This is a genomic window from Ruegeria lacuscaerulensis (genome assembly GCF_013034745.1).
Classification (GTDB): Bacteria; Pseudomonadota; Alphaproteobacteria; order Rhodobacterales; family Rhodobacteraceae; genus Ruegeria; species Ruegeria lacuscaerulensis_B.
This window is the reverse complement of record NZ_WQGP01000003.1, coordinates 293835-316157: the sequence shown is the minus strand read 5'-3', so window position 1 is coordinate 316157 and position 22323 is coordinate 293835. Positions and strand designations below refer to the sequence as shown.

Annotated in this window: 23 protein-coding genes; 10 read left to right on the top strand and 13 right to left on the bottom strand. The window is 59.0% G+C overall.

Annotated elements, in window-relative coordinates; translation table 11 throughout:
• Positions 1 to 94: 94 nt before the first annotated feature.
• The 12 genes from GOV79_RS07680 to GOV79_RS07625 all read right to left on the bottom strand — a co-directional run bounded on the left by GOV79_RS07680 (position 95) and on the right by GOV79_RS07625 (position 11471).
• Positions 95 to 358: a hypothetical protein gene (locus GOV79_RS07680; RefSeq protein ID WP_170783276.1), complete on the bottom strand. Its 264-nt coding sequence runs from the start codon at positions 356 to 358 to the stop codon at positions 95 to 97.
• Positions 315 to 1868: a nitrite reductase gene (locus GOV79_RS07675; RefSeq protein ID WP_170789310.1), complete on the bottom strand. Its 1554-nt coding sequence runs from the start codon at positions 1866 to 1868 to the stop codon at positions 315 to 317. Before GOV79_RS07675 ends, GOV79_RS07680 begins: the two co-directional genes overlap by 44 nt.
• Positions 1843 to 3057: a heme d1 biosynthesis radical SAM protein NirJ gene (gene nirJ, locus GOV79_RS07670; RefSeq protein ID WP_170789309.1), complete on the bottom strand. Its 1215-nt coding sequence runs from the start codon at positions 3055 to 3057 to the stop codon at positions 1843 to 1845. Before nirJ ends, GOV79_RS07675 begins: the two co-directional genes overlap by 26 nt.
• 5 nt (positions 3058 to 3062) lie before the next feature.
• Complete coding sequence (gene ahbB, locus GOV79_RS07665; protein ID WP_170789308.1) at positions 3063 to 3545, bottom strand: siroheme decarboxylase subunit beta; 483 nt, start codon at positions 3543 to 3545, stop codon at positions 3063 to 3065.
• Positions 3542 to 3991 (bottom strand): Lrp/AsnC family transcriptional regulator, encoded by a 450-nt coding sequence (locus GOV79_RS07660; protein ID WP_170789307.1) that lies wholly within the window; start codon positions 3989 to 3991, stop codon positions 3542 to 3544. Before GOV79_RS07660 ends, ahbB (GOV79_RS07665) begins: the two co-directional genes overlap by 4 nt.
• Positions 3988 to 4977, bottom strand: coding sequence for a siroheme decarboxylase subunit beta (gene ahbB / locus GOV79_RS07655; protein ID WP_170789306.1), 990 nt, complete (start codon positions 4975 to 4977; stop codon positions 3988 to 3990). The genes GOV79_RS07660 and ahbB (GOV79_RS07655) overlap by 4 nt, the downstream gene beginning before the upstream one ends.
• 3 nt (positions 4978 to 4980) lie before the next feature.
• A complete protein-coding gene (locus GOV79_RS07650) occupies positions 4981 to 6126 on the bottom strand; it encodes a cytochrome D1 domain-containing protein (RefSeq protein ID WP_170789305.1) in 1146 nt (381 codons plus the stop codon).
• Positions 6123 to 6497, bottom strand: a complete 375-nt coding sequence (locus GOV79_RS07645; protein ID WP_237217966.1) for a c-type cytochrome — start codon at positions 6495 to 6497, stop codon at positions 6123 to 6125. Before GOV79_RS07645 ends, GOV79_RS07650 begins: the two co-directional genes overlap by 4 nt.
• Positions 6490 to 7251, bottom strand: a complete 762-nt coding sequence (cobA, locus tag GOV79_RS07640) for a uroporphyrinogen-III C-methyltransferase (protein ID WP_170789304.1) — start codon at positions 7249 to 7251, stop codon at positions 6490 to 6492. The genes GOV79_RS07645 and cobA overlap by 8 nt, the downstream gene beginning before the upstream one ends.
• 189 nt (positions 7252 to 7440) lie before the next feature.
• Entirely contained in the window at positions 7441 to 7842 is a 402-nt protein-coding gene (locus GOV79_RS07635) for a cupredoxin domain-containing protein (RefSeq protein WP_170783283.1), read from the bottom strand.
• A gap of 54 nt (positions 7843 to 7896) precedes the next feature.
• Positions 7897 to 9669 carry a NapC/NirT family cytochrome c gene (locus GOV79_RS07630; RefSeq protein ID WP_214648117.1) on the bottom strand — a complete coding sequence of 591 codons (1773 nt, stop codon included), beginning with the start codon at positions 9667 to 9669 and terminating at the stop codon, positions 7897 to 7899.
• A 125-nt stretch (positions 9670 to 9794) separates the two neighbouring features.
• Positions 9795 to 11471 (bottom strand): cytochrome D1 domain-containing protein, encoded by a 1677-nt coding sequence (locus tag GOV79_RS07625; RefSeq protein WP_170789303.1) that lies wholly within the window; start codon positions 11469 to 11471, stop codon positions 9795 to 9797.
• A 231-nt stretch (positions 11472 to 11702) separates the two neighbouring features.
• Between GOV79_RS07625 and GOV79_RS07620 the strand changes: the two genes are divergently transcribed.
• From GOV79_RS07620 to GOV79_RS07590, 7 genes are all read left to right on the top strand, one after another.
• The gene (locus tag GOV79_RS07620) at positions 11703 to 12884 is read left to right on the top strand and encodes an NnrS family protein (RefSeq protein WP_170789302.1); all 1182 of its coding nucleotides are present in this window, start codon (positions 11703 to 11705) and stop codon (positions 12882 to 12884) included.
• A gap of 89 nt (positions 12885 to 12973) precedes the next feature.
• Positions 12974 to 13423: a c-type cytochrome gene (locus GOV79_RS07615; RefSeq protein WP_170771892.1), complete on the top strand. Its 450-nt coding sequence runs from the start codon at positions 12974 to 12976 to the stop codon at positions 13421 to 13423.
• A 16-nt stretch (positions 13424 to 13439) separates the two neighbouring features.
• Positions 13440 to 14807 (top strand): cbb3-type cytochrome c oxidase subunit I, encoded by a 1368-nt coding sequence (locus GOV79_RS07610; protein WP_170789301.1) that lies wholly within the window; start codon positions 13440 to 13442, stop codon positions 14805 to 14807.
• 5 nt (positions 14808 to 14812) lie between these two features.
• Positions 14813 to 15622 (top strand): CbbQ/NirQ/NorQ/GpvN family protein, encoded by an 810-nt coding sequence (locus GOV79_RS07605; RefSeq protein WP_237217965.1) that lies wholly within the window; start codon positions 14813 to 14815, stop codon positions 15620 to 15622.
• A 9-nt stretch (positions 15623 to 15631) separates the two neighbouring features.
• The gene (locus tag GOV79_RS07600; RefSeq protein WP_170789299.1) at positions 15632 to 17548 is read left to right on the top strand and encodes a nitric oxide reductase activation protein NorD; all 1917 of its coding nucleotides are present in this window, start codon (positions 15632 to 15634) and stop codon (positions 17546 to 17548) included.
• Entirely contained in the window at positions 17545 to 18093 is a 549-nt protein-coding gene (locus tag GOV79_RS07595; protein ID WP_170789298.1) for a cytochrome c oxidase subunit 3, read from the top strand. The genes GOV79_RS07600 and GOV79_RS07595 overlap by 4 nt, the downstream gene beginning before the upstream one ends.
• Positions 18094 to 18098: 5 nt before the next feature.
• Entirely contained in the window at positions 18099 to 18386 is a 288-nt protein-coding gene (locus GOV79_RS07590; RefSeq protein WP_170789297.1) for a cytochrome C oxidase subunit IV family protein, read from the top strand.
• Between the two features lie 51 nt (positions 18387 to 18437).
• Here GOV79_RS07590 and hemA read toward each other — a convergent pair whose 3' ends face one another.
• A complete protein-coding gene (hemA, locus tag GOV79_RS07585) occupies positions 18438 to 19661 on the bottom strand; it encodes a 5-aminolevulinate synthase (RefSeq protein ID WP_170789296.1) in 1224 nt (407 codons plus the stop codon).
• A gap of 187 nt (positions 19662 to 19848) precedes the next feature.
• On the opposite strand from hemA, the gene GOV79_RS07580 reads away from it, so the two are divergent.
• From GOV79_RS07580 to GOV79_RS07570, 3 genes are all read left to right on the top strand, one after another.
• Positions 19849 to 20550, top strand: a complete 702-nt coding sequence (locus tag GOV79_RS07580) for a Crp/Fnr family transcriptional regulator (RefSeq protein WP_170783291.1) — start codon at positions 19849 to 19851, stop codon at positions 20548 to 20550.
• Between the two features lie 242 nt (positions 20551 to 20792).
• The gene (locus GOV79_RS07575; protein WP_170789295.1) at positions 20793 to 21620 is read left to right on the top strand and encodes a hypothetical protein; all 828 of its coding nucleotides are present in this window, start codon (positions 20793 to 20795) and stop codon (positions 21618 to 21620) included.
• Complete coding sequence (locus GOV79_RS07570; RefSeq protein ID WP_170789294.1) at positions 21620 to 22258, top strand: RES family NAD+ phosphorylase; 639 nt, start codon at positions 21620 to 21622, stop codon at positions 22256 to 22258. Before GOV79_RS07575 ends, GOV79_RS07570 begins: the two co-directional genes overlap by 1 nt.
• Positions 22259 to 22323 lie beyond the last annotated feature (65 nt).

Here is a 22323-nt window from a genome sequence, read left to right as displayed (position 1 = left end):
CATAGAGAATCCAACTCGGTATTCTTTTCCAGAGTTCTAGGGGAATCTCTCGGACCGATACTTGACTTCTGTTAGGTGCGAAGGTTTTCGCGACTTAGCCGTCGGCCTCATCCATCAGCCCACGCAGCCAACGACCCGCCAGCCAACTTGCAGGCACGCCCAACGGCACTGACCAGATCAGCGCTGTCACCGGGGGAATGACCGCAAAACCAAGGGTATGCGCGATCAACCCAGCCAAAAACAGGTTGATGGCCACGGTCAAAGCCGTGGCCGGGTAAAGCAGGATGGACAGTTTCCAGACCGGCCAGCGCCCGTCAGTGGCTGGTGCCTTCCGAGAAGGTGATTTTGTTCCAGACATTGTATTTTCCAGACGGTTTGCGCATCGGCAGGCGGCGGACCTCTTCCAGCGTCTGCGCATCATAGACGATCACTGCGCCATCTTCCTCCCAGATCGACACCAGCGCGTGGCTGCCATCCTTGGTGAACTCCACATGGGCCACGGTCTTGCCGGGGGCAGGGCGCAGGGTCTTCACGATCTCAAGGCTCTGCTTGTCGATTACATGCATGACATCCTTGTTAGGGCCAAAGAACACATCGGCCCAGACGTAAGGCGAGTTCTCATGGCTGCGCATGAAGAACCCCGGCCCTTCGGTCTTGATCCGTTTGACGGTCTCCCAGCTTTTCATGTCGATCACTGACACCGTGCCATCGGTAAGATGCGGTGTGGCCATAACGGTTGTGTCGCCATGCTGCCATGTGATGCCCGATCCCAGATGCGGCATGCCCGGCAGGTCCAGATCAGCCACCTTGTGCCCGATTACCAGATCAATCACCTGTCCGCCCTTGCCATCGCGCGAGGCGCCCATAACGTATTCATAGCTCTGGTCGAAAAAGAAATCGTCCAGATAATCCGGCGTGGTGATCTTGCGCACCGGGAACGGGTCAGGATTTTTGAACTGGCCCTCGATGCGGAAATCATGGCCCAGCCCGAATTGCGGCGGGTTGGCACCGTAGAAGACCTCCCAGATTTCGGGCACGTCTTTCAGCGCTAGCACAAAGCTTTCACGCGGCGGCGCCTGATACACGGCCGAGACTCGGCTGGGCACACCCTTTTTGCTTTTCACTTCGATAACCGACGCCACCGAAAGATTCTCGGTCGATAGCAACGTCAACGAATTGGGCAGATAGTTCGCCACGGCCACCCATTTGCCATCGCCTGACATTGCAATGTTGCGGCTGTTCAGGCCCGCGCGCACGCGCCCCACCTGTTTCAGCGCCCAGATGTCGTATTTCTGCACCCAGCCATCGCGGGACATGATGAACACATAGCGCCCATCGGGGCTGAATTTCGGCCCGCCATGCACGGCAAACGGCGTCTCAAACCGGTCCAGAACCTCGAACGTGTCGCCGTCCAGCACGCTGACATGGTGATCGCCGGTCTCAACCGCCAGCGTGATGTTCATCGGATCACTGTTCCAGATCGGCGCATCGACAGGGACATAATCATCGTCCAGTGTACGGCTGGCCATGATATCGGCTGCACCCCACTCGGGGTCCGTCTCCAACGGGGATTTCAACCAACCCGCCAATTCTTCGATCTGCAACGCATCCAGCTCATGGGCAAAGGCAGGCATCTGAGTGGCCGTGCGTCCTTCGGCAATCACGGCAGCCACGCGGGGGCCGCGCATCCGTTTCAACGTCTCGGGGATCAGCGCCGGGCCAACGCCGCCCAAGCGGCTCTCGCCATGGCACGAGGCGCAGTATTCCGCGTAATCCGAAGGCGCGTCAGCCCATGAGGTGCCCGCAAGTAGCAGGGCGCACAGCGCGCTGATTTTCAGAGTGTCAGAAGAATTGATGCGCCGGATCATGACGTTTCCCCCGGAATGGCGTCACTTGCAGCCGCTCTACCGCATCTTCGACGCCGATTTCTTGATTGCTCAGGTAACAGGCCGGATCTTCGGCCCAGGGATCGCCGGTCAGTTGCAAAGCCCGGATACGAGTATTGCCACCACAGACGTCCTTCAACGTGCATGCCCCGCAGCGTCCCTTCAGCGGACGCGGGCGGGTGCGCAACATGGCGAGCATCGGATCATTGCTGGTCCACAGCTCGGAAAATGGTTTGGTTTTCACATTTCCGACCGTGTAATCGGACCAATAGGTGTCCGGATGCACGCGGCCCAGATTGTCGATATTGGCCACGCCCAACCCGCTGGAGTTTCCGCCCCAGGCCGCCAGATGATCCCGCACATGGGCGGCCTTGTCCGCGTCGAACCGCGCGCGCACCCAATTCAGGAAATAGCCTGCATCAGCGTCGTTATTGCCGGTGACGATGTCCAGAGGACGCCCGCCAGACGCCGCCTCCCACGCACGGTCCAGCAACAGGTCCAAGCCCTTGCGCGTGCGCAGATGTTCGGCATCTTCGCCCCGGTTCTTGTCACCGCGCCCGGCATAGACCAGATGGGACAGATAGAACTTGTCCACGCCTTCGTCGTTGCACAGTTGCAGCAGATCGGGTAGGTGGTGCTGGGTGCCCTCGGTCAGGCAGAAGCGCAGACCCACCTTGATACCGCGCTTTTTGCATTCGCGTACACCGCGCAAGGCATCGGCAAAGGCTCCTTCAACGCCGCGGAACCAGTCATTCGTGGCGCCGATCCCATCTAGTGAGATGCCCACATAGTTGAACCCCACATCGGCGATCATGTCGGCTGTCTCATCGTAAATCCGCGTGCCATTGGTGGACAGCGCCAGCATCGGCACCAGATCGCGGGCGCGTTTGGCGATGTCGAAGAAATCGAACCTGTCTAAGGGTTCCCCACCCGAGAGGATTAGGGCCGGGACGCGAAACTGGCCCAAATCCTCAAGGGTGACCATGGCTTGAGCGTGACTGAGCTCGCCAGGGAACGCCACATCCGCCGAGACGGTGTAGCAATGGCGGCATTTCAGGTTGCATCGCCGAGTCAGGTTCCAGATCACCACCGGCTTCACCGGGCCGGTGCGGCGCGGGCGTACCGGGGTCGGGGCGACCAGTTGATGCATGTATTCGGTCAGGCGGAACATGGTCCTCAGCCTTTCTGTTTCAGGCGCAGCCCAGTCTTTTTCAGGATGCGTGTGGAATAGAGGATATCCTGCGCCCGGCAGGCATCACCCAGGATGGCGGCAATCTCCGCGCGCTTTTCCTCGACCTCGATCGGGTCCGATCCATGGACCATGGCGAACAGGTTATAGGGCCAGTCGGGCAGGGCGCGGGGGCGTTCATAGCAATGGGTCACAAAAGGCAGCAGCCCGATCTGCGGGCCCAGATCGGCAACCCGCGTATCCTCGACATCCCAGACGGTCATCCCGTTCGATGTCATGCCCAACTTGTAGTGATTGGGCGCCGCCGCAATGCGCCGGATCACGCCACGCGATTTCATATCGGCCAGGCGGAACAGAAGATCGTCTTCGTTCAACCCCAAATTATCGGCAACTTGCCTATAGGGAGCAGGAACCAAAGGCAAACCGCCTTGCAGCGCTTCGATAATTACTCGGTCTTTTGCGTCAATCATGCTGCTACCCGGAAGCCGATGAAAAATTCCTGAAGTTTGGGAAATTGCAGGACTGTGATCCCGGTATCCCGTTCGATGGCCTCGGCTGCGATTGCGATCCCTTCGGGTGTCTCGGTCGCAAGAACGAACCACATGTTCAGCCGGTGTGTGCGCTCATAATTGTGCGCCACCTCTGGATGTGCATTGACTTTGGTCAGGACGGTTTCGAATTCCTGCGGTGGCACGGCCATGGCGCAGAGGCAAAAGGCACCACCCATTGCGGCCGCGTCAAAGAAAGGGCCGAACCGGGTTATGACGCGATCCTCTTTCATGCGGCTCAACCGACTCAGAAGGTCGGATTCCTCGATCCCCAACTCATCAGCAATCGCCGCATAAGGGTGCGAGGTCAGCGGCAAGTCATCCTGCATCCGGTTCAGGATCGCGCGGTCGGTGTCATCCAGCATCATGCGGCCACCTCTTTGGCTTGGATCAATGCGCCGGTCTGTTTGAAACAACGGGTTGAGAACAGAACTTTGTGCTTGGTTCCCGACAGTTCGGGTAGCGCTGAAGCCCCGGCCAGAATGTCCAGAGCTTCGGTGCGCGAACGTGCGTGGATCATGGAATAAAGACGATAGGGCCAGACGCCTTCGACCGGGTTGCGCTCGTAGCACAAGGTCACACCGGGATGGGCGGCCAATGCGGGCCCTGCTGCTTCGACCCGTTCGGCGGGCATGTTCCAGACCACCATCGCATTGGCGGACCAGCCAAGTGCGCGGTGGCGCACGATGACGCCCAGCCGGGAAATGATACCAGCCGCGTGCAGAACTCTGATCCGGTTCATGACCTGCGCGGGATTGCATCCCAGCGCGTGCGCCAGCAACGCATAGGGTTCGGTCACCAAAGGCAAACCGGAACTGAGCGCTTGCAACACAGAGCGGTCGCCATCCAGCATGACGGAGCCGTCAACGTGGCGCGGGCCGGGCACTTGGCGCTCCGCGCCGGACATGCGGAAGCCCAGATCGACGTTGAACGGGCGTACCAACCGCAGGTCCAGAACGCGCAACCCGGTGCGCCGGGAAATCCGTGCCAGCGTCTCGTCTACATGCGCGCGGTCTGGGCCAGTGGCCACAAACCACAGGTTCCACGCATCCTCGCGCTGGTAGTTGTGGTTCACGCCAGGTTCCGCGTCGATCAGCGCGGCCACCTCTTCTAAACGGCTCTCTGGAACGGCGACGGCTGCCAAGGTGCTGGCCGAAACTGCGCCCGGCGCAATTGTAGCTCCAACCCGCGTGATCCGTCCGGTTTTACGCATCCGTTCCAGACGATCCAGAACTTCAGATTCTTCTAGACCCAGAGTATCTGCCAAAACCTGAAACGGACGTTCCGTGACAGGAAAATCGCGTTGAAACTCATCCAGCAGGCGGCGATCAATCGGGTCGGTGATATGTTTCATCGGCTACAGCCCCGTTTTGTGCGCACGTGCGGTGAAGAAGATGCCGGAGGGGCTGTCGGCCTCGATCTCGCGTAGTTTCTCGAAGCTTTGCGTGTCGTAGACCATGACCTTGTTGGCATCGCGCACGCTGATCCAGACCTCATGTCCGCGCGGAGTGAATTCCATATGCAGCACGGCGGGTCCTGGTTTGAATTCGTGGATGATCTCTTTGCTGACGCTGTCGATCACTTGAACCGTGTCGTTCAGCGGGTGGGCAAAGTTCACCCAGACCTGCCGCCCGTCAGGACGTGCCATGGCAAAAACCGGTTGGCCGTGCGTCTGTGTGCGACCGGTCTCGGTCAGGGTGTCGGCGTCGATCCACAGTACCTCGTGATGACCCACGGCGGGCAGCACGAATTCGCGGCCCGACAGCGCCCAACCTTCCAGATGAGGCATCTTGTAAACTGGCATTTCCTCTTGCCCGCGTCCGTAATTGGGCAGCACGCGGATGGGTTCGGGCGTCTCGGCCCACAAGTCCAGCGCAGTCAGACCGTCCTCGCCAAACAGGCCGGTGATATAGGTGCGGCCATTGGCGGTGATCAGCGCGTCATAGGGGTTTTTGCCCATGTTGGGGATCTTGGTGATCGCCGGGTCACCCTTGGAGAAATCGGCAATCCAGGTCTCGCCCGTGTCCCACATGGTGAACACGAACCGGCGGCCTGGCGCGTCGACCAGACCGATGGTTTTGCTGTCGGTGGGGATGTCGGCGACCATGTCCAGCGTATCCGCATCGAAGACGCGCACGCCGCCGGGTTCATAGTTTGAGACGGCGACCAGCTTGCCATCGTCCGAAATCGCACCGCCGATGGCGTTGCCCGCCTGCACCGCGCGGTTCACGATCTGGCGGGTGACGATGTCGACTTTGGTCAGCCCTCCGTCACGCCCGAACACATAGGCAAAGCGTTCGTCGGGCGAATAGACCAATGAGGCATGGGACAAATCGCCCAGCCCTTCGATCCGGGCCAGCGCGGCGCGGTCGGATTGATCGACCAGCAGGACCGATCCCTTGGCCCGTTCGATCACAAGGCCCAGATCTCCGGTGGCTGTGGGTTCGGCCTGCGCCGTGGTCATCAAGAGGGTCGCGGCAAGGGTGAGGATGAGGTGTTTCATTGGGTCTCCTGTTGCAACAGGTAACGGGCGATCCATTCGGCTTCTTCTTCACTGATCAAGGGTCGCCATGGGGGCATTGCGGTGTCTGGGATGCCGTCAAGGATCACGCCTGTCAGAATTTCGGCGTCATAGTGTTCAAGATTTTGAGGTCGGAGATCGGGCCCAAGTCCACCTTTTAGCGACAGCCCGTGGCACGAGCCGCAATCTTGGTGGACCAGCCGTTTCAGGGCGTTGGGGTCCAGCGTGTCGGCGGCAAAGGCGGTTGTGGCCACAAGCACGGCGGTTGTCAGAGCGGCGCGCGCGGTCCAGCCTGCACTGCGGGTCGTCGCGACGACGCGAAACCCTGGTCGGCGATGGGCGAGACTAGCCATGTGCTTGCTCCAACAGCTTTACCAAAGGCTTTTCGGCATAAAGCGAAACCACTTTGCCGATGATGAACAGCGTAGGCGCTTTCAGATCAGCCTCGCGCACATCCGCCGCCAACCGATCCAGCCGGGACACCATGCGGCGCTCATTCGGGGTCGTCGCTTTGCCGACAGCCAGAACCGGGGTTGATCCGGGCAGGTTCTCGGTCATTAGGCCTATGGCGATCTGGCCGATATTGGCGACGCCCATATAAACAACCAATGTCGAGTCCGGGTCGGCCAGCCGTTTCCAGTCAAGATCCAGCACCATGTCGGCCTGCCGGTGCCCGGTGACATATTGCACCGACGTAGCAATCCCGCGATGGGTAAGCGGCACGCCAGTGGAGCACGATGCCCCCTGCGCCGCCGTAATCCCCGGCGCGTATTCGACAGGAATGCCACGGTCCATCAGATAGGCGGCCTCTTCAGAGCCACGGCCAAAGATCATGGGATCGCCGCCCTTAAGGCGCGCGACTGTGTGACCGGCGCGGGCTTCGTCGACGAGGATTTCATTGATCCGATCTTGCGGCACCGTATGGCATTTGGGCGCCTTACCCACGGGAACTAACCGCGCGCCATCCGCGTGCAGGTTCAAAATATCGGCCGAAACAAGACGGTCGTACACAACCACATCCGCTTCCTTCAGCATCCGCAGCGCACGCAGAGTCATCAGCTCGGGGTCGCCGGGGCCTGCGCCAATCAGAAAAACCTTACCGCTCATGTGCAAACTCGCTTGATCTGAATGTAGTCGGGACCCGGAATCGCGCTGCGTGTATGGGACGTTGCTGGGCAGGCCGGGCGTGTCTTGCCCCAAGGGTCCCGCATTTTCGGCCGTCTTGCCTTGACTAAAGTTAAGGAGCGCGGGATTTGCGCCCGCGCTCCTTTGTTCTGCCTGCATGGTTGCCTCGGCTCAGGGTTCGACGGTGATCATTCCGATCATGTTCTGTGTCTCCCAATGCGGTCCGCACAGGTAGTCCTGCGGGCCGGGGGTGAGGAAGGTCAGATCAACCGATTCCTCGGGGAAAAGCCGGTCGCTTTCGGGCTCGCTGCCATCTTTCAGCAACACCGAATGGCTGGTGCGCTTGTCCACATTGACCCAGCGCACCGTGGTCCCGGGTTTGACCGTCAGGTCGACCGGGCAGAAGGTGTATTTGTACATCAACACCACCTCGGCATCCTCGACCGCGGATGAGGGCTGGCCGAACAGCTCGACATAGCGGTCTTCGGCTTCGGCGCAGAGTTCGGCAGTGTCATCCGCCCACGCGGGCGCAGCCAGAAGCAGCAGGGCGGGAAGAAGGTGTTGGGGTTTCATCGTCCAAATCTCCTCTTCTTTGGGGAAGGGGCCGGATCGTCTGGCCCCTGTCGTTTACTGTTTAACCACGTTGATGAACGCGCTGTCGTCGTCCAGCGCCAGGCTGGTATCCAGCGTCACGTGGTGGAACCGGGCGGCGGCAAAATCATCGTGGATGGCAAAGCCGACCGTGTAGGTCTTGCCTGCTTCCAGCGGCACGTCACCAGCCGCACCCGAGTTCAGCGGACGAGTAAACACCACGGTCCACGTACCAGCGTCGAGGTTGGCTGAAGCGGCAATCTCGCCGTCATTGACCACGCGTTGCTCCAACAGATAACCGTTGCTAGCGCTGCCATCAGCATAGACGCGCATCAAGTCCAAATAGGTGCCATCAGCCAGATATTGCTCGATCTGTTCAGCCGCGTGCAGCTTGTCCCAACCACCCAGAGGCTTGCCCCGGCGGCCTTTGGTGTCGATCTCGGTCCGGCTTTCACTGATATACTTAGTCACTGTGTCCTGAGCGGCCAGACGGCCCGAGACATCCGCATTTGCTGCAATCTCCTCGGCGCCCGGATCAAAGGGCATATAGGTGTTGTCCGCGTGGCACGAGGCCCAGCAACCCACCTGATCGCCCATTTCGATACCGGTGCCGGTGATCATCATGGCCACCTTGATCTGGTTGTCGGGGTCCATCTTGCCACCATCCACGAACGGGGCAGGGCTGTGGCCCGCATCCGGCCATTGCAGGCGGATATAGAGGTTCTCATCATCATGGGCCGCCTGCACGGTTGCGTCGATCACACCGCGTTTTCCAGGGATCGGTGTCGGTTCAAGCTCTCCCCCAGCAACAATCTTGTTGCCGATCGCGTCCAGCTCGGCGGCGTGACAGGTCGTGCATTTGTCGCCGCCCTTGGTCAAAGGCCGTGCGCCCCCATGAGATCGACCATTCTGCACCCATTCGAACGAGGCCTGGCCGGGGTAGAACAGTTTCATGTCCGCACCAGCCACCGCATTCCAGTCGATATTCGTGCCAACATCGCTGCCGCCTGCCGAGGCTGTTTCGTCGCTGCCGGCTTGCCGTTCGGCCAGAGCAGCATCAACAGCCGCCGCGATCTGCGCCTGGATAGCCTCTTGCTGCGCAACACGTGCAGCTTTTTCAGCCTCGGCCTCTGCGGCCTCTTTGGCTTCGATCCGTTCCAGACTGGCCAGATATTCGGCCGGAATCTCGCGGATAAAGGCCGGGTTCGGGGCTTCGAGTTCTTCCAGATACTCCTCTTCCGCCCGATCACGGGCATCCGAGTGGGCAATCCCCTTGTGGCAGTCGATACAAGTCTGACCGACGGTCATCGCGTTCAAGTGCTGCTGCCGTGCGCGGGGTTTCTGGAACTCGGGCATCATGGATTCGAAATCATGGCAGTTACGGCATTCGCGCGAGTCTGTGGCCTTCATCCGTTCCCACTCGTTCATCGCCAGGTGCACGCGCTTGGCTTCGAATTTCTCGCGCGTGTTGATGGTACCGACCATCTTGCCATACAGCTCTTTAGACGCCTTGATCTTGCGAATGATCTTGTGCGTCCAGTCCTTCGGCACGTGGCAATCGGAACAGACGGCGCCGACGCCTGAACGGTTCACGTCGTGGATCGTTCCGGTGTATTCTTCGTAAACGAAATCGCGCATCTCGTGGCACGAGACGCAGAATTCCTTGGTGTTGGTCGCTTCCATGGCGGTGTTGAACCCGCCCCAGAAGATGATGCCGCCGACAAAGGCCGCGGCGATTCCAGCCACGGGCATTCCCCACAGGAAATACCGGCGCCAGATTGGTTTTTTCTTTTCCGGTTCGGAGGTCATATCCAGTCTCCGTTATGGCTTTCTTTTCTGGCCCTGGGTGTCAGGCCTGTGGATTTTGATGAGAAGTCAAACGAAGAAAGGGCGGGCGAGGGGCCCGCCCTTTCCGGTGTTTGGTGCTGAACCCGTCAGGTGACGTGGTTCGACCGGTTGTAGACGTTGAACTTGCCAGTCGGCGCGAACAGACCTTTCACGCGCGCTTTTTCTTCCAGCGTTTTGGCGTCGAAGATCACGATCTCACCGTTAGGCTCTTTCGAAGTCGAGCGATTCCACTTGGAGACCCAGACTTCGGAGCCGTCCTGGTTGAACTCGAAGTGGACGGCGACATTGCCTTCCTCTTCGGTGATCTGGATCGTTTTCACGATCTCACCGGTGGCCTTGTCGATGACCTGCACCGATTGCTGGATTTCAGGCTCGGGGTGCTTGGTTTGGTCGGCCCAGATATAGTCCGATTCCGGGTGGGTCCGGATGAACAGACCGGGTCCGTCAGTTTCGACCTCATAGCAGGTCTGCCATGCCTGATCGGGGTGCCCTTCGGGGTCGTTGCCCCAAACGGTGACCGTGCCTTCACCCAGGTGGGTTGTACCGGCAACGGGACCGCAATTCGGGTCTTCCCAGTTCGCGCCGGGGCCGGGGTGCGGCAGCGGAGCGGTATCGATCAGGGCTTCCAGCTTGTGAGTCTGGGTGTCGACGACAACCATCTTGTTCGACGCGTTCGCGGCAATCTGGAAATAACGACCGGTTGGATCAAAGAACCCGTCATGCAGGAACTTGGCGCTGTCGATCTTGTCGATCCGCAGGTTGTCCAGGTCGGTGTAGTCAACCTGCCAGAGCTGACCGAGTTCCTTGACGGCGACGATCCATGTGGGCTCGTTCGGGGTGGTGTAGATGGCGGCCACGCGGCTTTCTTCCACATAGTCCCCGTCCACGTTCACACCGCGGGTCGAGACGACCTTTTTCGGCTCCATGGTTTCGGCATCGACGATTGCAAAGTGCGGCGGCCAATAGGCCCCACCGATGACGTATTTACCGTCACCCGAAACAGCCACGTCGCGGGCGTCATACCCAATGGTGACTTCGGCCACGAGCATGTTTTCAGGGTTCTGCCACAGGTCGATCTTGGTCATCTTGCCGTCCCGGCCCATCGTGTACCAGAAGCGGCCCGGATTTTCCGGCTCTTCCAGTTTATGGTGCTCGGACGCTTTCAGAACGTGCACGGCATAGCCGGTTGGGATATGCGCCAGCACTTCCTTGGTGTCACCGTCGATCACGGCCACTTTGCCCACGTCACGCTCAATGACGACAAAGAAGTTTTCCCAGTTGCGGCCATGCAGAGGCTCGGTCGGGTAATCTTCGGGTTCCACATAGACCTTGCGGGTCGCCATCATCTGTTCCAGCGACATCTCGGGCGGCTTGGGCGGCTCCATCTGGATGTAGGTCGCCATATCGCGGATTTCGTCCTCGGTCATGACGTCCGAGAAGTTGTTCATCCCACCTTCGGTACCCCATGCGATGATCTTCTCAAGCCGTTCCTGACCCAGTTTCAGGGTACCGGATACGGTGACGGTGCCATCGTCATTTTTCTTCTCGACCACAGGCTCAAGGCTTTTGCCTGTTGCCCCTTTGCGCAACACGCCGTGACAACCGGCGCAGCGTTCAAAGTACAGCTGTTTCGAGGATTCAAAGGCTTCTTTGCTCAGGGTTGGCTCTTCTGCCAGGGCAGGTGCAGCGACGCTGCCCAGCAGCATCGCCAAACCGACCCCAAAGGCGCGACCGGTTTTATTGTAGCTGATTCCAAGTGACATGATCACTCTCCGTTTGCTGGTGAGGCAGGTCCAAGCCTGAGACATCGGCGACCGGCGATCCTTGACGAAAGTCAACAGTGCCGAGGCAATTTGTCGTCAGCCGCGAAAAAAGCCAGAAAATCCGACAGTGAAATCTGAGTCTTACGGGCATGTTTGCCGGGTTTTGACTTTGGTTAAGCAGTGCGGTTGAGCGCCTTGATAGGATGACCAAAACCGTCAAGGAGAGCAGCCATGCCCACAATCATAACCCGCGTATTTGGGGAAGGGTTTCGCGTTTTCTTTCTGTCCGCTGGGCTCTACGGCCTATTTGTCGGGTTGGTCTGGGGTCTGTGGTTAAGCGTGCCCTATCTGGCACCGAACTACGGGATGACGCCCCCAATGTGGCATGCGCATGAGATGGTTTTCGGCTATGCCACCGCAGCGCTTGGTGGGTTTTTTCTGACGGCAGTTCCCAACTGGACAGGAGCGGCGGACGCGCGCGTGCGGTTCATTACATTGGCTGCCGCAATGTGGTTGGCAGGGCGGATGGCCATGTGGTTTTCAGGGACGATATCACCGGTTCTGGTTGCGGCGGTTGATCTGACCTTTGTGCCGATACTGGCGGCCAAGATCGCGACTCAGCTGATGCGGCGGCCGAAGCCGCAAAACATGATTTTTCTGCTGTTGCTGGTCTTCATCTGGGTGGCGAATCTGTTAACGCATCTGGAATGGATGGGGGTAACGGAAAACACGCTGCAAACCGGCCTGCGCGCAGGTTTGCTGACCTTGTGTGCGATGATCGCCATTTTAGGAGGACGGATTACGCCAGCTTTTACTCGCAACGCCATGAAACGTGCCGCTGTTCCTGAGGCGGAGTGGCCGGTATCTGTCGCGGCGTTGGACAGGGCGGGGATGGTGTTGGCGCTCACCCTGCCGCTGAGCGTGTTGGTCTTCGGCATAGGTCGGGTTGCCGCGGCGTTGGCCCTGCTGCTGGGTGGGGTTCAGGTTCTTCGCATGGCACGCTGGCGCACGCGTTGGACCCTGCACCAACCGATCCTTTTGGCGTTGCATCTGGGGCTGGGCATGTTGGCGCTGGGTCTGATCCTGTGGGGTCTGGCCGGGCTTGGCCTAGGCAATGAGGTCGCGGCCCTACACGTGCTAGGGATCGGCTGTGTCGGGGGTATGACCCTAGCCGTCATGAGCCGCGCCACACTGGGTCACAGCGGGCGCGATTTAGTCGCGCCGGGACCGATGGTGGTGGCCTATGGGCTGATGGCCGTCGCTGCGCTGACCCGCTGGGTCGGCACCGATCTGAACGCGGTCTATCTGGTGGCGATGCTGCTGTCAGACGGGCTGTGGGTTGCGGCTTTTGCCCTGTATCTGCTTGCGATGTGGCCCGCGTTGACGGGCCCCCGCGCAGCCCGATCCGCGTAAAATCCCACAGGCTTGACTTTCGTTAAGGAGCCGGGCCTGCCCAATCTCCATTCTGCCCATACTAGCTAATCTGCGCAAAGGAGAGCGCAATGCGTGAAGTCATGACCAAGAGCATGGCTCGCAATATATTCTACGGCGGGTCCCTGTTCTTTATCCTCATCTTTCTGGCTTTGTCGGCCCATTCACATCTGTATATCCTGCGGTCGGAAAACACCGCCAAGCTGGATGAAAGCGTGGTCCGGGGCAAACATGTCTGGGAAAAACACGCCTGTATCAACTGTCATACGATCCTGGGCGAGGGCGCATACTATGCCCCCGAAGTCGGCAACGTCATGACCCGTTGGGGCGTGCTGGACGACCCGGAATCGGCCTTTGAGTCCCTCAAGGGCTGGATGGAGGCGCAGCCGACCGGCATTCCCGGTCGCCGGCAAATGCCCAATTTCAACCTCAGCGACGAAGAGATCCGCGATCTGGCGAACTTCCTGATCTGGACGGACAATATTGACGCGCAGGACTGGCCGCCCAACGAGGCGGGCTGAGAAGGGAACCGGAACAATGAAATATGAATCCCAAAAAGTGGCCTACGCGTATTTCGCATTCGCAATGGGCCTGTTCGCGATCCAGGTGATCGGTGGCTTGCTGGCCGGTCTGATCTATGTCTATCCCAACTTCCTGTCTGATCTGCTGCCGTTCAACATCGTGCGGATGCTGCATACCAACGCCTTGATCGTCTGGTTGATTACCGGCTTCTTTGGTGCGGCGTACTTTCTGATCCCCGAAGAGGCGGAACGCGACATTCATTCGCCCACGCTGGCCTACGCGCAACTGGCGATCCTGATCCTCGGAACACTGGGCGTGGTGCTGACCTATACGTTCAACCTGTTCGAAGGCAACTGGCTGCTGGGTAAAGAGGGACGCGAGTTCCTGGAACAACCCAAATGGGTCAAGGCCGGCATCGTCGTTGCCGCGCTGATCTTCCTTTACAACGTGTCGATGACAGTGCTGAAGGGTAAGAAGACCGCGATCACCAACATCCTTTTGTTGGGCCTGTGGGGTCTGGCACTGCTGTTTCTGTTTGCCTTTTATAACCCCGGCAACCTGTCGCTCGACAAGCAATACTGGTGGTATGTCGTCCACCTGTGGGTTGAAGGCGTGTGGGAGCTGATCATGGCCTCGATCCTGGCCTATCTGATGCTCAAGCTGACAGGCGTGGACCGTGAGGTGGTCGAGAAATGGCTCTATGTCATCGTCGCCGCCGCGCTGTTCTCTGGCATCCTTGGCACAGGGCACCACTATTACTGGATCGGTACGCCTGCCTACTGGCAGTGGATCGGGTCGATCTTCTCAAGTCTCGAAGTGATCCCGTTCTTTGCGATGATGGCCTTTGCCTTTGTCATGGTCTGGAAAGGCCGCCGGGACCATCCCAACAAGGCCGCTCTGTTGTGGTCGTTGGGCTGTGCGACGCTGGCCTTCTTTGGTGCCGGTGTCTGGGGTTTCCTGCATACGTTGCACGGGGTGAACTACTATACCCACGGCACGCAGATCACCGCGGCCCATGGTCACCTGGCCTTCTATGGCGCCTATGTCTGCCTGAACCTGGCGATCTTCAGCTATGCCATGCCGATCCTGAAAAACCGCGATCCATATAATCAGGTGCTGAACATGGGATCGTTCTGGCTGATGTCCTCGGGCATGGTCTTCATGACCTTTGTGCTGACCTTCGGTGGCACCGTCCAGACACACATGCAGCGGGTGGTCGGAGACTACTTCATGGATGTGCAGGACCAGATTGCGATCTTCTACTGGATGCGTCTGGGGTCTGGTGTGGTCGTTGTCCTTGGCGCGCTGCTGTTCATCTACTCGCTCTGGGTCCCCCGGAAAGAGGTGATTGAACCCGGCGCAGCTGAAACCCCTGCGGAGTGATGGATATGGACGGCTCCATTAAACTGAGTGAGGGGGCGGCAAACGCCCCCTTCTACCTGCCCCAAGGCGATGAATGCGATGTGTTCTGCGCCGCTTACAACAACGACCTGCCGCTTCTTCTGAAAGGCCCGACAGGCTGCGGCAAGACCCGGTTTGTGGGCCATATGGCCGCTCGGCTTGGCCGCCCGCTTTATACCGTGGCCTGCCATGACGATCTGGCTGCTGCCGACTTGATCGGCCGCTATCTGCTGAAAGGCGGTGAAACGGTCTGGGTCGACGGTCCCCTGACCCGCGCGGTGCGCGAAGGCGCGATCTGCTACCTCGATGAGGTGGTCGAAGCCCGTAAAGACGTCACCGTCGTGCTGCACCCGCTGACCGACGACCGGCGCATCCTGCCGATCGACCGCACCGGCGAAGAGCTTGAGGCCGCGCCCGGTTTTATGCTGGTCGCATCATACAACCCCGGATACCAGAACATCCTAAAAACCCTGAAACCCTCGACCCGGCAGCGGTTTATCTCGTTGGAGTTCGATTTTCCGTCACCTGAAATGGAGGCCGAAGTTGTCGCCAAGGAAAGTGGCCTGTCGCTGGAACGCTGCAAGCCGCTGATCCGGCTGGCGAACAAGCTGCGCGGGCTCAAGGGTCAGGACCTTGAGGAAGGCGTCTCCACCCGTTTGGTCGTTTATGCCGCGACACTGATCGCACAGGGCATGTCCACCGACCGCGCCATCCTTGCCGCAATGATCGAACCTCTGACAGATGACGAGGACATCAAACGCGGGCTCCTCGATCTTGTCACGGCTGTCTTTGGGTGAGGCCGGCCGATGGTCAGGATCGATTTTGAGCCATGGGAACCCGAAGAAACGATCGGGAAACTGTGGCACACCCTTGCCAGCCGCCTCGATGCACCCAAGGTGCATGATGGAGCCGCGGTCGACCTCTCAGAGGTCGCGGGGCGGCTGGCCGTCCTCTTTCGAGGACTTGGGGGTAGCCCGGGCGTTGAATTGCGCCCGGTCTCACCCGAGATTTCACGCCACCGTCTAAGCTGGCGCCGCAAACTGGCGACCGAGGCCGAACTGATGCCGCGCGCCTCGTTCGACGGAGAGGTTCTGCGTCTGCCCGACCGACTAGCGGTCTATCCGCTGCGCGAGGCCAATGGTGCGCTTTATGTCTGGCTGGCCGCCGCAGCGGCCCATGCCGGAACCCGCACAGACGAAACCGACCTGCTGCGCGCTGATCTGCGCGCGCTGGCTGCGGCCCGGCAGATGGTCAGGGACACCCTGGAAGATGCCCCCGGCCTGCGCCCGCTATATGCCGAGCTGTGCAAGGGTTTGCAGCATCTACGCAGCGTCCCCGATCTGCCCCCTGCCGAAGCGGCGGTTGAAAGCATCATCCGAAACATGCTTGGCGATCCCGATCCGCTGTCCGACCGGGCCCGCGCCTATCTGGACCTTCAGGCTGAGGCCCCGCGCGGCTATCAACGCTTTCGCCCGGTGCCCCTGTGGCCAGAGCTACGCACCGTCGGCTTTTCCGAACACAATGAGGTCGAGAACCCCGACACTGAAGGTGAACCCGAGGAATCCGGCGAAAAAACCCACCGCGCTCGCCGTCGCAAATCGGATCAGGCGAACCGCAGTGACAGTTTCATCCTGCATAAGTTCGAAGCCATCCTCAGCTGGGCCGAGTTCCTGAACATCAACCGGCGCATCGACGATGACGACCCCGACAACGCCAAGAAAGCCGCGGACGATCAGGAAGAGATTGGGTTGGGCCAGATTTCCAAAGCCCCGCCCACCAAGCTGAAACTGCATCTGGACCTGGCCCCCGAGGACGTGAATCGCGAACGCCTGTCGGGCCGAATTCTCTATCCCGAATGGGATGTGCGCACCGGTCAGTACCTGCCAGACCATGTGAACGTTTTGCTGTCCGACGCCGATATCCGCGACGACGCCGCCGAGTTTGGCAAGAATCCGGCCACCGCCCGCCGCATCCGTGCCGTCAAACGTCAGTTCGAGGCTCTGCGCCCGGGCCGCGTCATGACGCGTGGCCATCTGGACGGTGATCAGTTGGATATAGAAGCCGCCGTGCGTGCCGAGACCGATCGCCATGCCAGCGGCGAAGGCAATGAACGCATCTGGATGCAATCCCGCCCCGAGGCGCGCGATCTGGCGGTCTCGATCCTGCTGGATGTCAGCCGCTCGACCGAAAGTGCCGTCACTGGTCGCGCGGTAATCGACATCGAACGCGAGGCGTTGGCAGCCTTAGCTTGGGGCCTGAATGCCTGCGGCGACGATTTCACCATCCACGCCTTCAGTTCGCTGAAACGTCAGCGCGTCTATCTGCAACGTTGCAAGCGGTTCGATGAGCCGATGGGCTGCACCGTCGAACAACGCATCGCCTCGCTGCGTCCAGGTCACTACACGAGGCTTGGGGCCGCGATTCGCCATTGCTCGGCCGATCTGGCGGCGCAATCCCGAAAACGCCGCTTGCTGTTGGTCGTCACCGACGGCAAACCTAACGATCTGGACCACTACGAAGGTCGCCACGGAATCGAGGACACCTGCATGGCGATCCGCGAGGCGCGCCGCGCCGGGCAATCGGTCTTTGGCGTTACGATCGACAAAACCGGCAAAAGCTGGTTCCCCCGCATGTTTGGCCAAGGCGGTTTCGCCGTCATCCCCGACCCGCACCGCCTGACCATGGCGCTGCCGCAGATCTACCGCCAATTGGTCGGCGCATGAGCGACAGCTCTCTGATCGACGAACTTCCGGGCGAGTTGCTGATGTGGGTATTGATCATCTCGGAACTGCTGGTTTTCGGCGCGGGCCTAATCGCGTTCATGGGCGTGCGCCTGACCGACCCGACAGGCTTTGCCGAGGCTCAATCGCATCTGCACCGGACCGGAGCCGCCCTGAATACCGCAGTTCTGGTAACGTCAGGGTATCTGGCGGCAATGGCACTGCATTGGCGGCAGACTGAGCGTGGCAAAGCTGCGCGGTTCAGCCTGATCGGCGCGGCCCTTCTGGGTGTTGTCTTTTTGATCATCAAAGGGATCGAATACGCGGACAAAGCCGCCCAGGGCATCTCGTTCGAAACACACCCGTTCTTCCTATTCTACTACCTGCTGACCGGCTTTCACGCGGCACATGTGCTGGCCGGTGTGGGTGTGCTTCTGCTGGTCGCCTGGCACGACCACCCCCGCAACATCGAGGCGGGCGCCCAGTTCTGGCACATGGTCGATCTGGTCTGGATAATGCTGTTCCCTGTTATTTACCTTTTGGGATAAGGGCGATGTCCGCACTTTCTTCTTGTTCCAAATACGGCCGCCGGAGGCTCCTGAACCCGCTCACACGCACCTGGGTGGCTTTGCTGGCGCTGACTGTTGCGTCGGCCCTGCTGATCCCGTTGCCGATCCCCAGATCGGCACTGGCCGCAGCGATCCTGTTGCTTGGGCTGATCAAATCGCGCCTCATCCTGGCCCGCTATTTGGACCTTGCTCACAGCCCTGCCTGGCTGCGCGGCTTCAGCTTTGGTCTGATCTGCTTTGCAGTGGTGTTGTTTGGCCTCTACCTGATATGAAAAACCGCCACCCCAAGGGGCGACGGCCTTTCAAGCGTGGGGGCGCTTTGGTTATTGAGCTGCCATCGGCATCCGCGCGATCTGGCAACGCTGCCAGAGAGCGGACAGCGCGCCGACCAGATGGTCGATATCTTCATCCGTATGTACGGGCGAGGGGGTGATCCGCAGACGCTCGGTTCCTTTGGGGACGGTGGGGTAGTTGATCGGCTGAATATAGATGCCGAACTCCTCCAACAGTGTGTCCGAGATGAATTTGCACTTCACTGGATCGGCCACCATGACCGGGATGATATGGCTGGGGTTGGGCAGATGCGGAATGCCCTGGGCATCTAGCCGCGCGCGCACCTGCGCCACGCGGGCTTTTTGCAGGTCGCGCTCTACATTCGACTGTTTCAGATGTCGGATCGACGCCGCAGCGCCTGCCGCAACAGAAGGTGGCAGTGCTGTGGTAAAGATGAACCCGCTGGCAAAGCTGCGCACGAAGTCACAAAGCGCGGCCGAGGCCGCGATATAGCCGCCCACCACGCCAAACGCTTTGCCCAGCGTGCCCTCGATCACGGTCAGGCGATCCATCAGCCCTTCGCGTTCGGCAATACCGCCGCCGCGGGGGCCATACAGCCCGACGGCGTGGACTTCGTCCAAATAGGTCATCGCGCCGTATTTATCTGCCAGATCGCAAATCTCTTTGATGGGCGCGATATCGCCATCCATGGAATAGACCGATTCAAAGGCGATCATCTTGGGCGCGTCGGGGTCGGCTGCGGCCAGCTTGGCCTCAAGATCTGCAAGGTCGTTATGGGCCCAGATCACCTTCTGTGCCCGTGAGTGGCGGATGCCTTCGATCATCGAGGCATGGTTCAGCGCATCAGAGAAAACGATCAGGTCTGGAATTTTTGCCGCCAGCGTCCCCAACGCCGCCCAGTTCGACACATAGCCCGAGGTGAACAGCAGCGCGGCCTCTTTGCCATGCAAGTCGGCCAGTTCAGCCTCAAGCAGCACGTGGTCATGGGTGGTGCCCGAAATATTGCGCGTGCCGCCCGCACCTGCGCCGCAGCGATCCAGCGCGTCATGCATGGCGGCAATGACAGCGGGGTGCTGACCCATGCCCAGATAGTCGTTGGAACACCAGATGCGCACATCTCGTTCTGCGGTGCCATCGGTTTGCCTTGCATTGGGAAAAAACCCGCAGCGTCGTTGCAGGTCTATGAATACACGATAGTTTCCTTCGTCCCGAAGGGCATTAAGGCGCTGGGTGAAAAATCGCTCGTAGTCCATTTCGTGCTCCCCCGGATTGCTGGCGTTGCACCAAGGGTAAGCCAGGCGTGCAGCTTTCGACATGACTATTGTCAAGTTGACCCGGCATCAAAAGATTGATGCGAACGCTGCGGGTTTGACATAACTTAAAGACAGTCTGCCCGGACGTTGGTTTTTCGGCGGCTTAAAAGACACCGGGAGAGTATTCTTGCCTCATGAAGCACAAAAAGCGATCGCACGTCAGTCGATTTTGCTGCGCAGTTTGCCGGATCAGCACGTCGAGACGCTGTTGAGCCATGCGATATGGCGGCAATATGATCGTGGCGAGACAATTTTCCTTCAGGAAGAAACTGCGAAGGCTGTTCACGTTGTACTGGCGGGGTGGATTAAACTGTTTCGCATTACACCGACCGGCGCAGAAGCTGTCGTCAGTGTTTTCAAGCGCGGCGACAGTTTTGGCGAGGCTGTGGCCCTGCGAAACGTACCGTATCCGGTATCAGCCGAAGCGGTATCGGCTTGCGAATTGATGCATATCCCCAGCCCGATCCTGATCTCGTTGATGAAAGAGGACCCCGAAATAGGAATATCAATCCTGGCGTCCACGTTTACCCATTTGCATTCGTTGGTCGCTCAACTAGAGCAGCTCAAGGCGCAAACGGGCGCTCAGCGGGTCGCCGAGTTTTTGTTGAACCTTTGCGACAGCGACGAAGGTCGTTGCGACGTGTCGCTACCTTACGACAAGATGCTTATTGCCGGTCGTTTGGGAATGAAACCCGAAAGCCTAAGCCGAGCGTTTTCCAGGCTCAAAACAGTTGGTGTGAATATCAATCGAAACCATGCCGAGATTTCGGATATCGACGCGCTCCGTAGCTATGTTGAAGATGAATCTCCTAGTGGGAAATCGTGGTAGCTAAGGTGCACTCAATCGTCCGCTGAGGTGGCGTATTTGAGGCATTTCATAATTCATTTCAGCGAGTTGTCAGTTTCATACTGGGATTCTTCCGTGTGCTTTAGTTAGGTTGGCAAAGTTGACTAGGTTGCTCAAGTTGACAAAATGGTCAATTGATACCATATTGGCAGAGCGTAGCAGTGTCCGTTGAAGTCTAGTGCGGACTGATCGCTTCTCACGCTTTCACAAAAACGGTTTCCGATATGACCCGAAAAACAAACATGAAAACAGGAACTTCCGCCGCGATGCCCGGTGGGGTTGAGGTGTCATCGTTCGATATGAATGCAAGTGATGCCGATCTCGGGGCCGCTTTGAGGACCATGTTGTCCAACCTGGGCGAAGAGGAGGTTGTGGCCTTTGGTCATAGTTCCGAGCCGAGCATTCCGCAGACAGGCAACCCTAGTACGCAAAAGGCCTTCTATGGCGTGGAGCATGCCGTCAGTAACGTTGAGTATGTTCAGGGAAGTGTCAGGATTCATACCGATATCCCCGCCGCAAAGACGCTTACGGCAGGTGTCAAGAAGGGTTCGAAGGGTAAACACGCCCGAGGCGGTCGGCGCGAAAAATCATATACTTTGGCAAAGTTTGTCGAAGTTTCAAAGTCGACAGGTTCCGTGGTCAATAGCCCGCTTGAGAAGGCACTGCGCGCCGCTGAACGACGCGGCGTTGCCGCGAGCAAAGCTGTGCTTGCTGGTGATGAGATGCTGACCACACCTCAATTGGCCGATCTCATTGGTGTTACACGCCAAGCAATCGACAAGCGCCGCAAATCGGGACAGCTTCTTGCTTTGCGCGGAGGGCCGAAGACGCTCAAATATCCCGAGTGGCAAATCTTGCCGACCGGAGAAACAATTGAGGGACTAAGCGAGGTCATTGATCGTTTGGACGGTGACGCCTGGGCGGCCTATCGGATGCTGACCGAAACTTTTCCGGATGCGCAAGGAGAGCCCGTCTACGAAAAACTTCGCCGTGGAGAAGCCTCAAAAGTTCTGGCGCATATAGATGGTGTACTTGGCGGTAGCACAACTTAATGCCAGACAGTCTGTTTCCTGATGAATTCCTGCCGACCGAGGCATTCCACGCGCGCGATCTCAATCTTGTTGACCTTGACCAGGCGCCGCATTTTCGCGCGTTTCAGACACGATATCCAAACCCGTTGGGGTTTCGCCCCGCTCCAAGCCGTTTCTCAGATCCCAGGATTGGTAGCGGCACTGCCGATACGTACGCGACTGTTTATTTCGGGACGAGTGTCGAAACTTGCGTTTTAGAAGCCATCATACGCGACAGTGGGCTGGGCGCCGGCAAGGAAGGTATCCCCATCTCTCGAAAGTATCTGCAAGGATGGTCGATAGTTCAAATCGCCACCACAGAACCTTTGAAACTTTTGGACCTCCGTGGGTCAGGCACCCTGTCTTATCGGATCCCGACAGATGCGGTCCGGGCACAGTCTCATGAATTGGGACAGATTTGGTCACTGGCCATTCATGAACATAAAGATCAGCCCGACGGGATCATTTTTTCATCCCGCCTGAATGAACAGTCTAATGTGGCAGTATTTGAACGTGGGATGACCAAAGTCCGATCAGTCCGCAGCGAACCCCTGTTCTCTTACGGTGCTGAACTGGCGGAAATTCTCGACAAGTACCAAGTTGCTTTGATCAACCCATAACAAGATGCCTGCGCGCAACAGTAAAGGTGGAAACGATGCAGCACAGGATGTTGCGGACGCCCACT

Excerpts from the sequence above, each read along its gene's own strand:
- GOV79_RS07615 (WP_170771892.1), top strand. The coding sequence starts at position 12,974 with ATGCGTGAAGTCATGACCAAGAGCATGGCTCGCAATATATTCTACGGC.
- GOV79_RS07610 (WP_170789301.1), top strand. The coding sequence starts at position 13,440 with ATGAAATATGAATCCCAAAAAGTGGCCTACGCGTATTTCGCATTCGCA.
- hemA (WP_170789296.1), bottom strand. The coding sequence starts at position 19,661 with ATGGACTACGAGCGATTTTTCACCCAGCGCCTTAATGCCCTTCGGGAC.
- nirJ (WP_170789309.1), bottom strand. The coding sequence starts at position 3,057 with ATGTTCCGCCTGACCGAATACATGCATCAACTGGTCGCCCCGACCCCG.
- GOV79_RS07625 (WP_170789303.1), bottom strand. The coding sequence starts at position 11,471 with ATGTCACTTGGAATCAGCTACAATAAAACCGGTCGCGCCTTTGGGGTC.
- GOV79_RS07680 (WP_170783276.1), bottom strand. The coding sequence starts at position 358 with ATGTCTGGAACAAAATCACCTTCTCGGAAGGCACCAGCCACTGACGGG.
- GOV79_RS07675 (WP_170789310.1), bottom strand. The coding sequence starts at position 1,868 with ATGATCCGGCGCATCAATTCTTCTGACACTCTGAAAATCAGCGCGCTG.
- GOV79_RS07645 (WP_237217966.1), bottom strand. The coding sequence starts at position 6,497 with ATGGCTAGTCTCGCCCATCGCCGACCAGGGTTTCGCGTCGTCGCGACG.
- GOV79_RS07600 (WP_170789299.1), top strand. The coding sequence starts at position 15,632 with ATGGTCAGGATCGATTTTGAGCCATGGGAACCCGAAGAAACGATCGGG.
- GOV79_RS07635 (WP_170783283.1), bottom strand. The coding sequence starts at position 7,842 with ATGAAACCCCAACACCTTCTTCCCGCCCTGCTGCTTCTGGCTGCGCCC.
- GOV79_RS07630 (WP_214648117.1), bottom strand. The coding sequence starts at position 9,669 with ATGACCTCCGAACCGGAAAAGAAAAAACCAATCTGGCGCCGGTATTTC.
- GOV79_RS07660 (WP_170789307.1), bottom strand. The coding sequence starts at position 3,991 with ATGATGCTGGATGACACCGACCGCGCGATCCTGAACCGGATGCAGGAT.
- GOV79_RS07575 (WP_170789295.1), top strand. The coding sequence starts at position 20,793 with ATGACCCGAAAAACAAACATGAAAACAGGAACTTCCGCCGCGATGCCC.
- GOV79_RS07595 (WP_170789298.1), top strand. The coding sequence starts at position 17,545 with ATGAGCGACAGCTCTCTGATCGACGAACTTCCGGGCGAGTTGCTGATG.
- GOV79_RS07590 (WP_170789297.1), top strand. The coding sequence starts at position 18,099 with ATGTCCGCACTTTCTTCTTGTTCCAAATACGGCCGCCGGAGGCTCCTG.
- GOV79_RS07620 (WP_170789302.1), top strand. The coding sequence starts at position 11,703 with ATGCCCACAATCATAACCCGCGTATTTGGGGAAGGGTTTCGCGTTTTC.
- GOV79_RS07650 (WP_170789305.1), bottom strand. The coding sequence starts at position 6,126 with ATGAAACACCTCATCCTCACCCTTGCCGCGACCCTCTTGATGACCACG.
- ahbB (WP_170789308.1), bottom strand. The coding sequence starts at position 3,545 with ATGATTGACGCAAAAGACCGAGTAATTATCGAAGCGCTGCAAGGCGGT.
- GOV79_RS07570 (WP_170789294.1), top strand. The coding sequence starts at position 21,620 with ATGCCAGACAGTCTGTTTCCTGATGAATTCCTGCCGACCGAGGCATTC.
- ahbB (WP_170789306.1), bottom strand. The coding sequence starts at position 4,977 with ATGAAACATATCACCGACCCGATTGATCGCCGCCTGCTGGATGAGTTT.
- GOV79_RS07605 (WP_237217965.1), top strand. The coding sequence starts at position 14,813 with ATGGACGGCTCCATTAAACTGAGTGAGGGGGCGGCAAACGCCCCCTTC.
- cobA (WP_170789304.1), bottom strand. The coding sequence starts at position 7,251 with ATGAGCGGTAAGGTTTTTCTGATTGGCGCAGGCCCCGGCGACCCCGAG.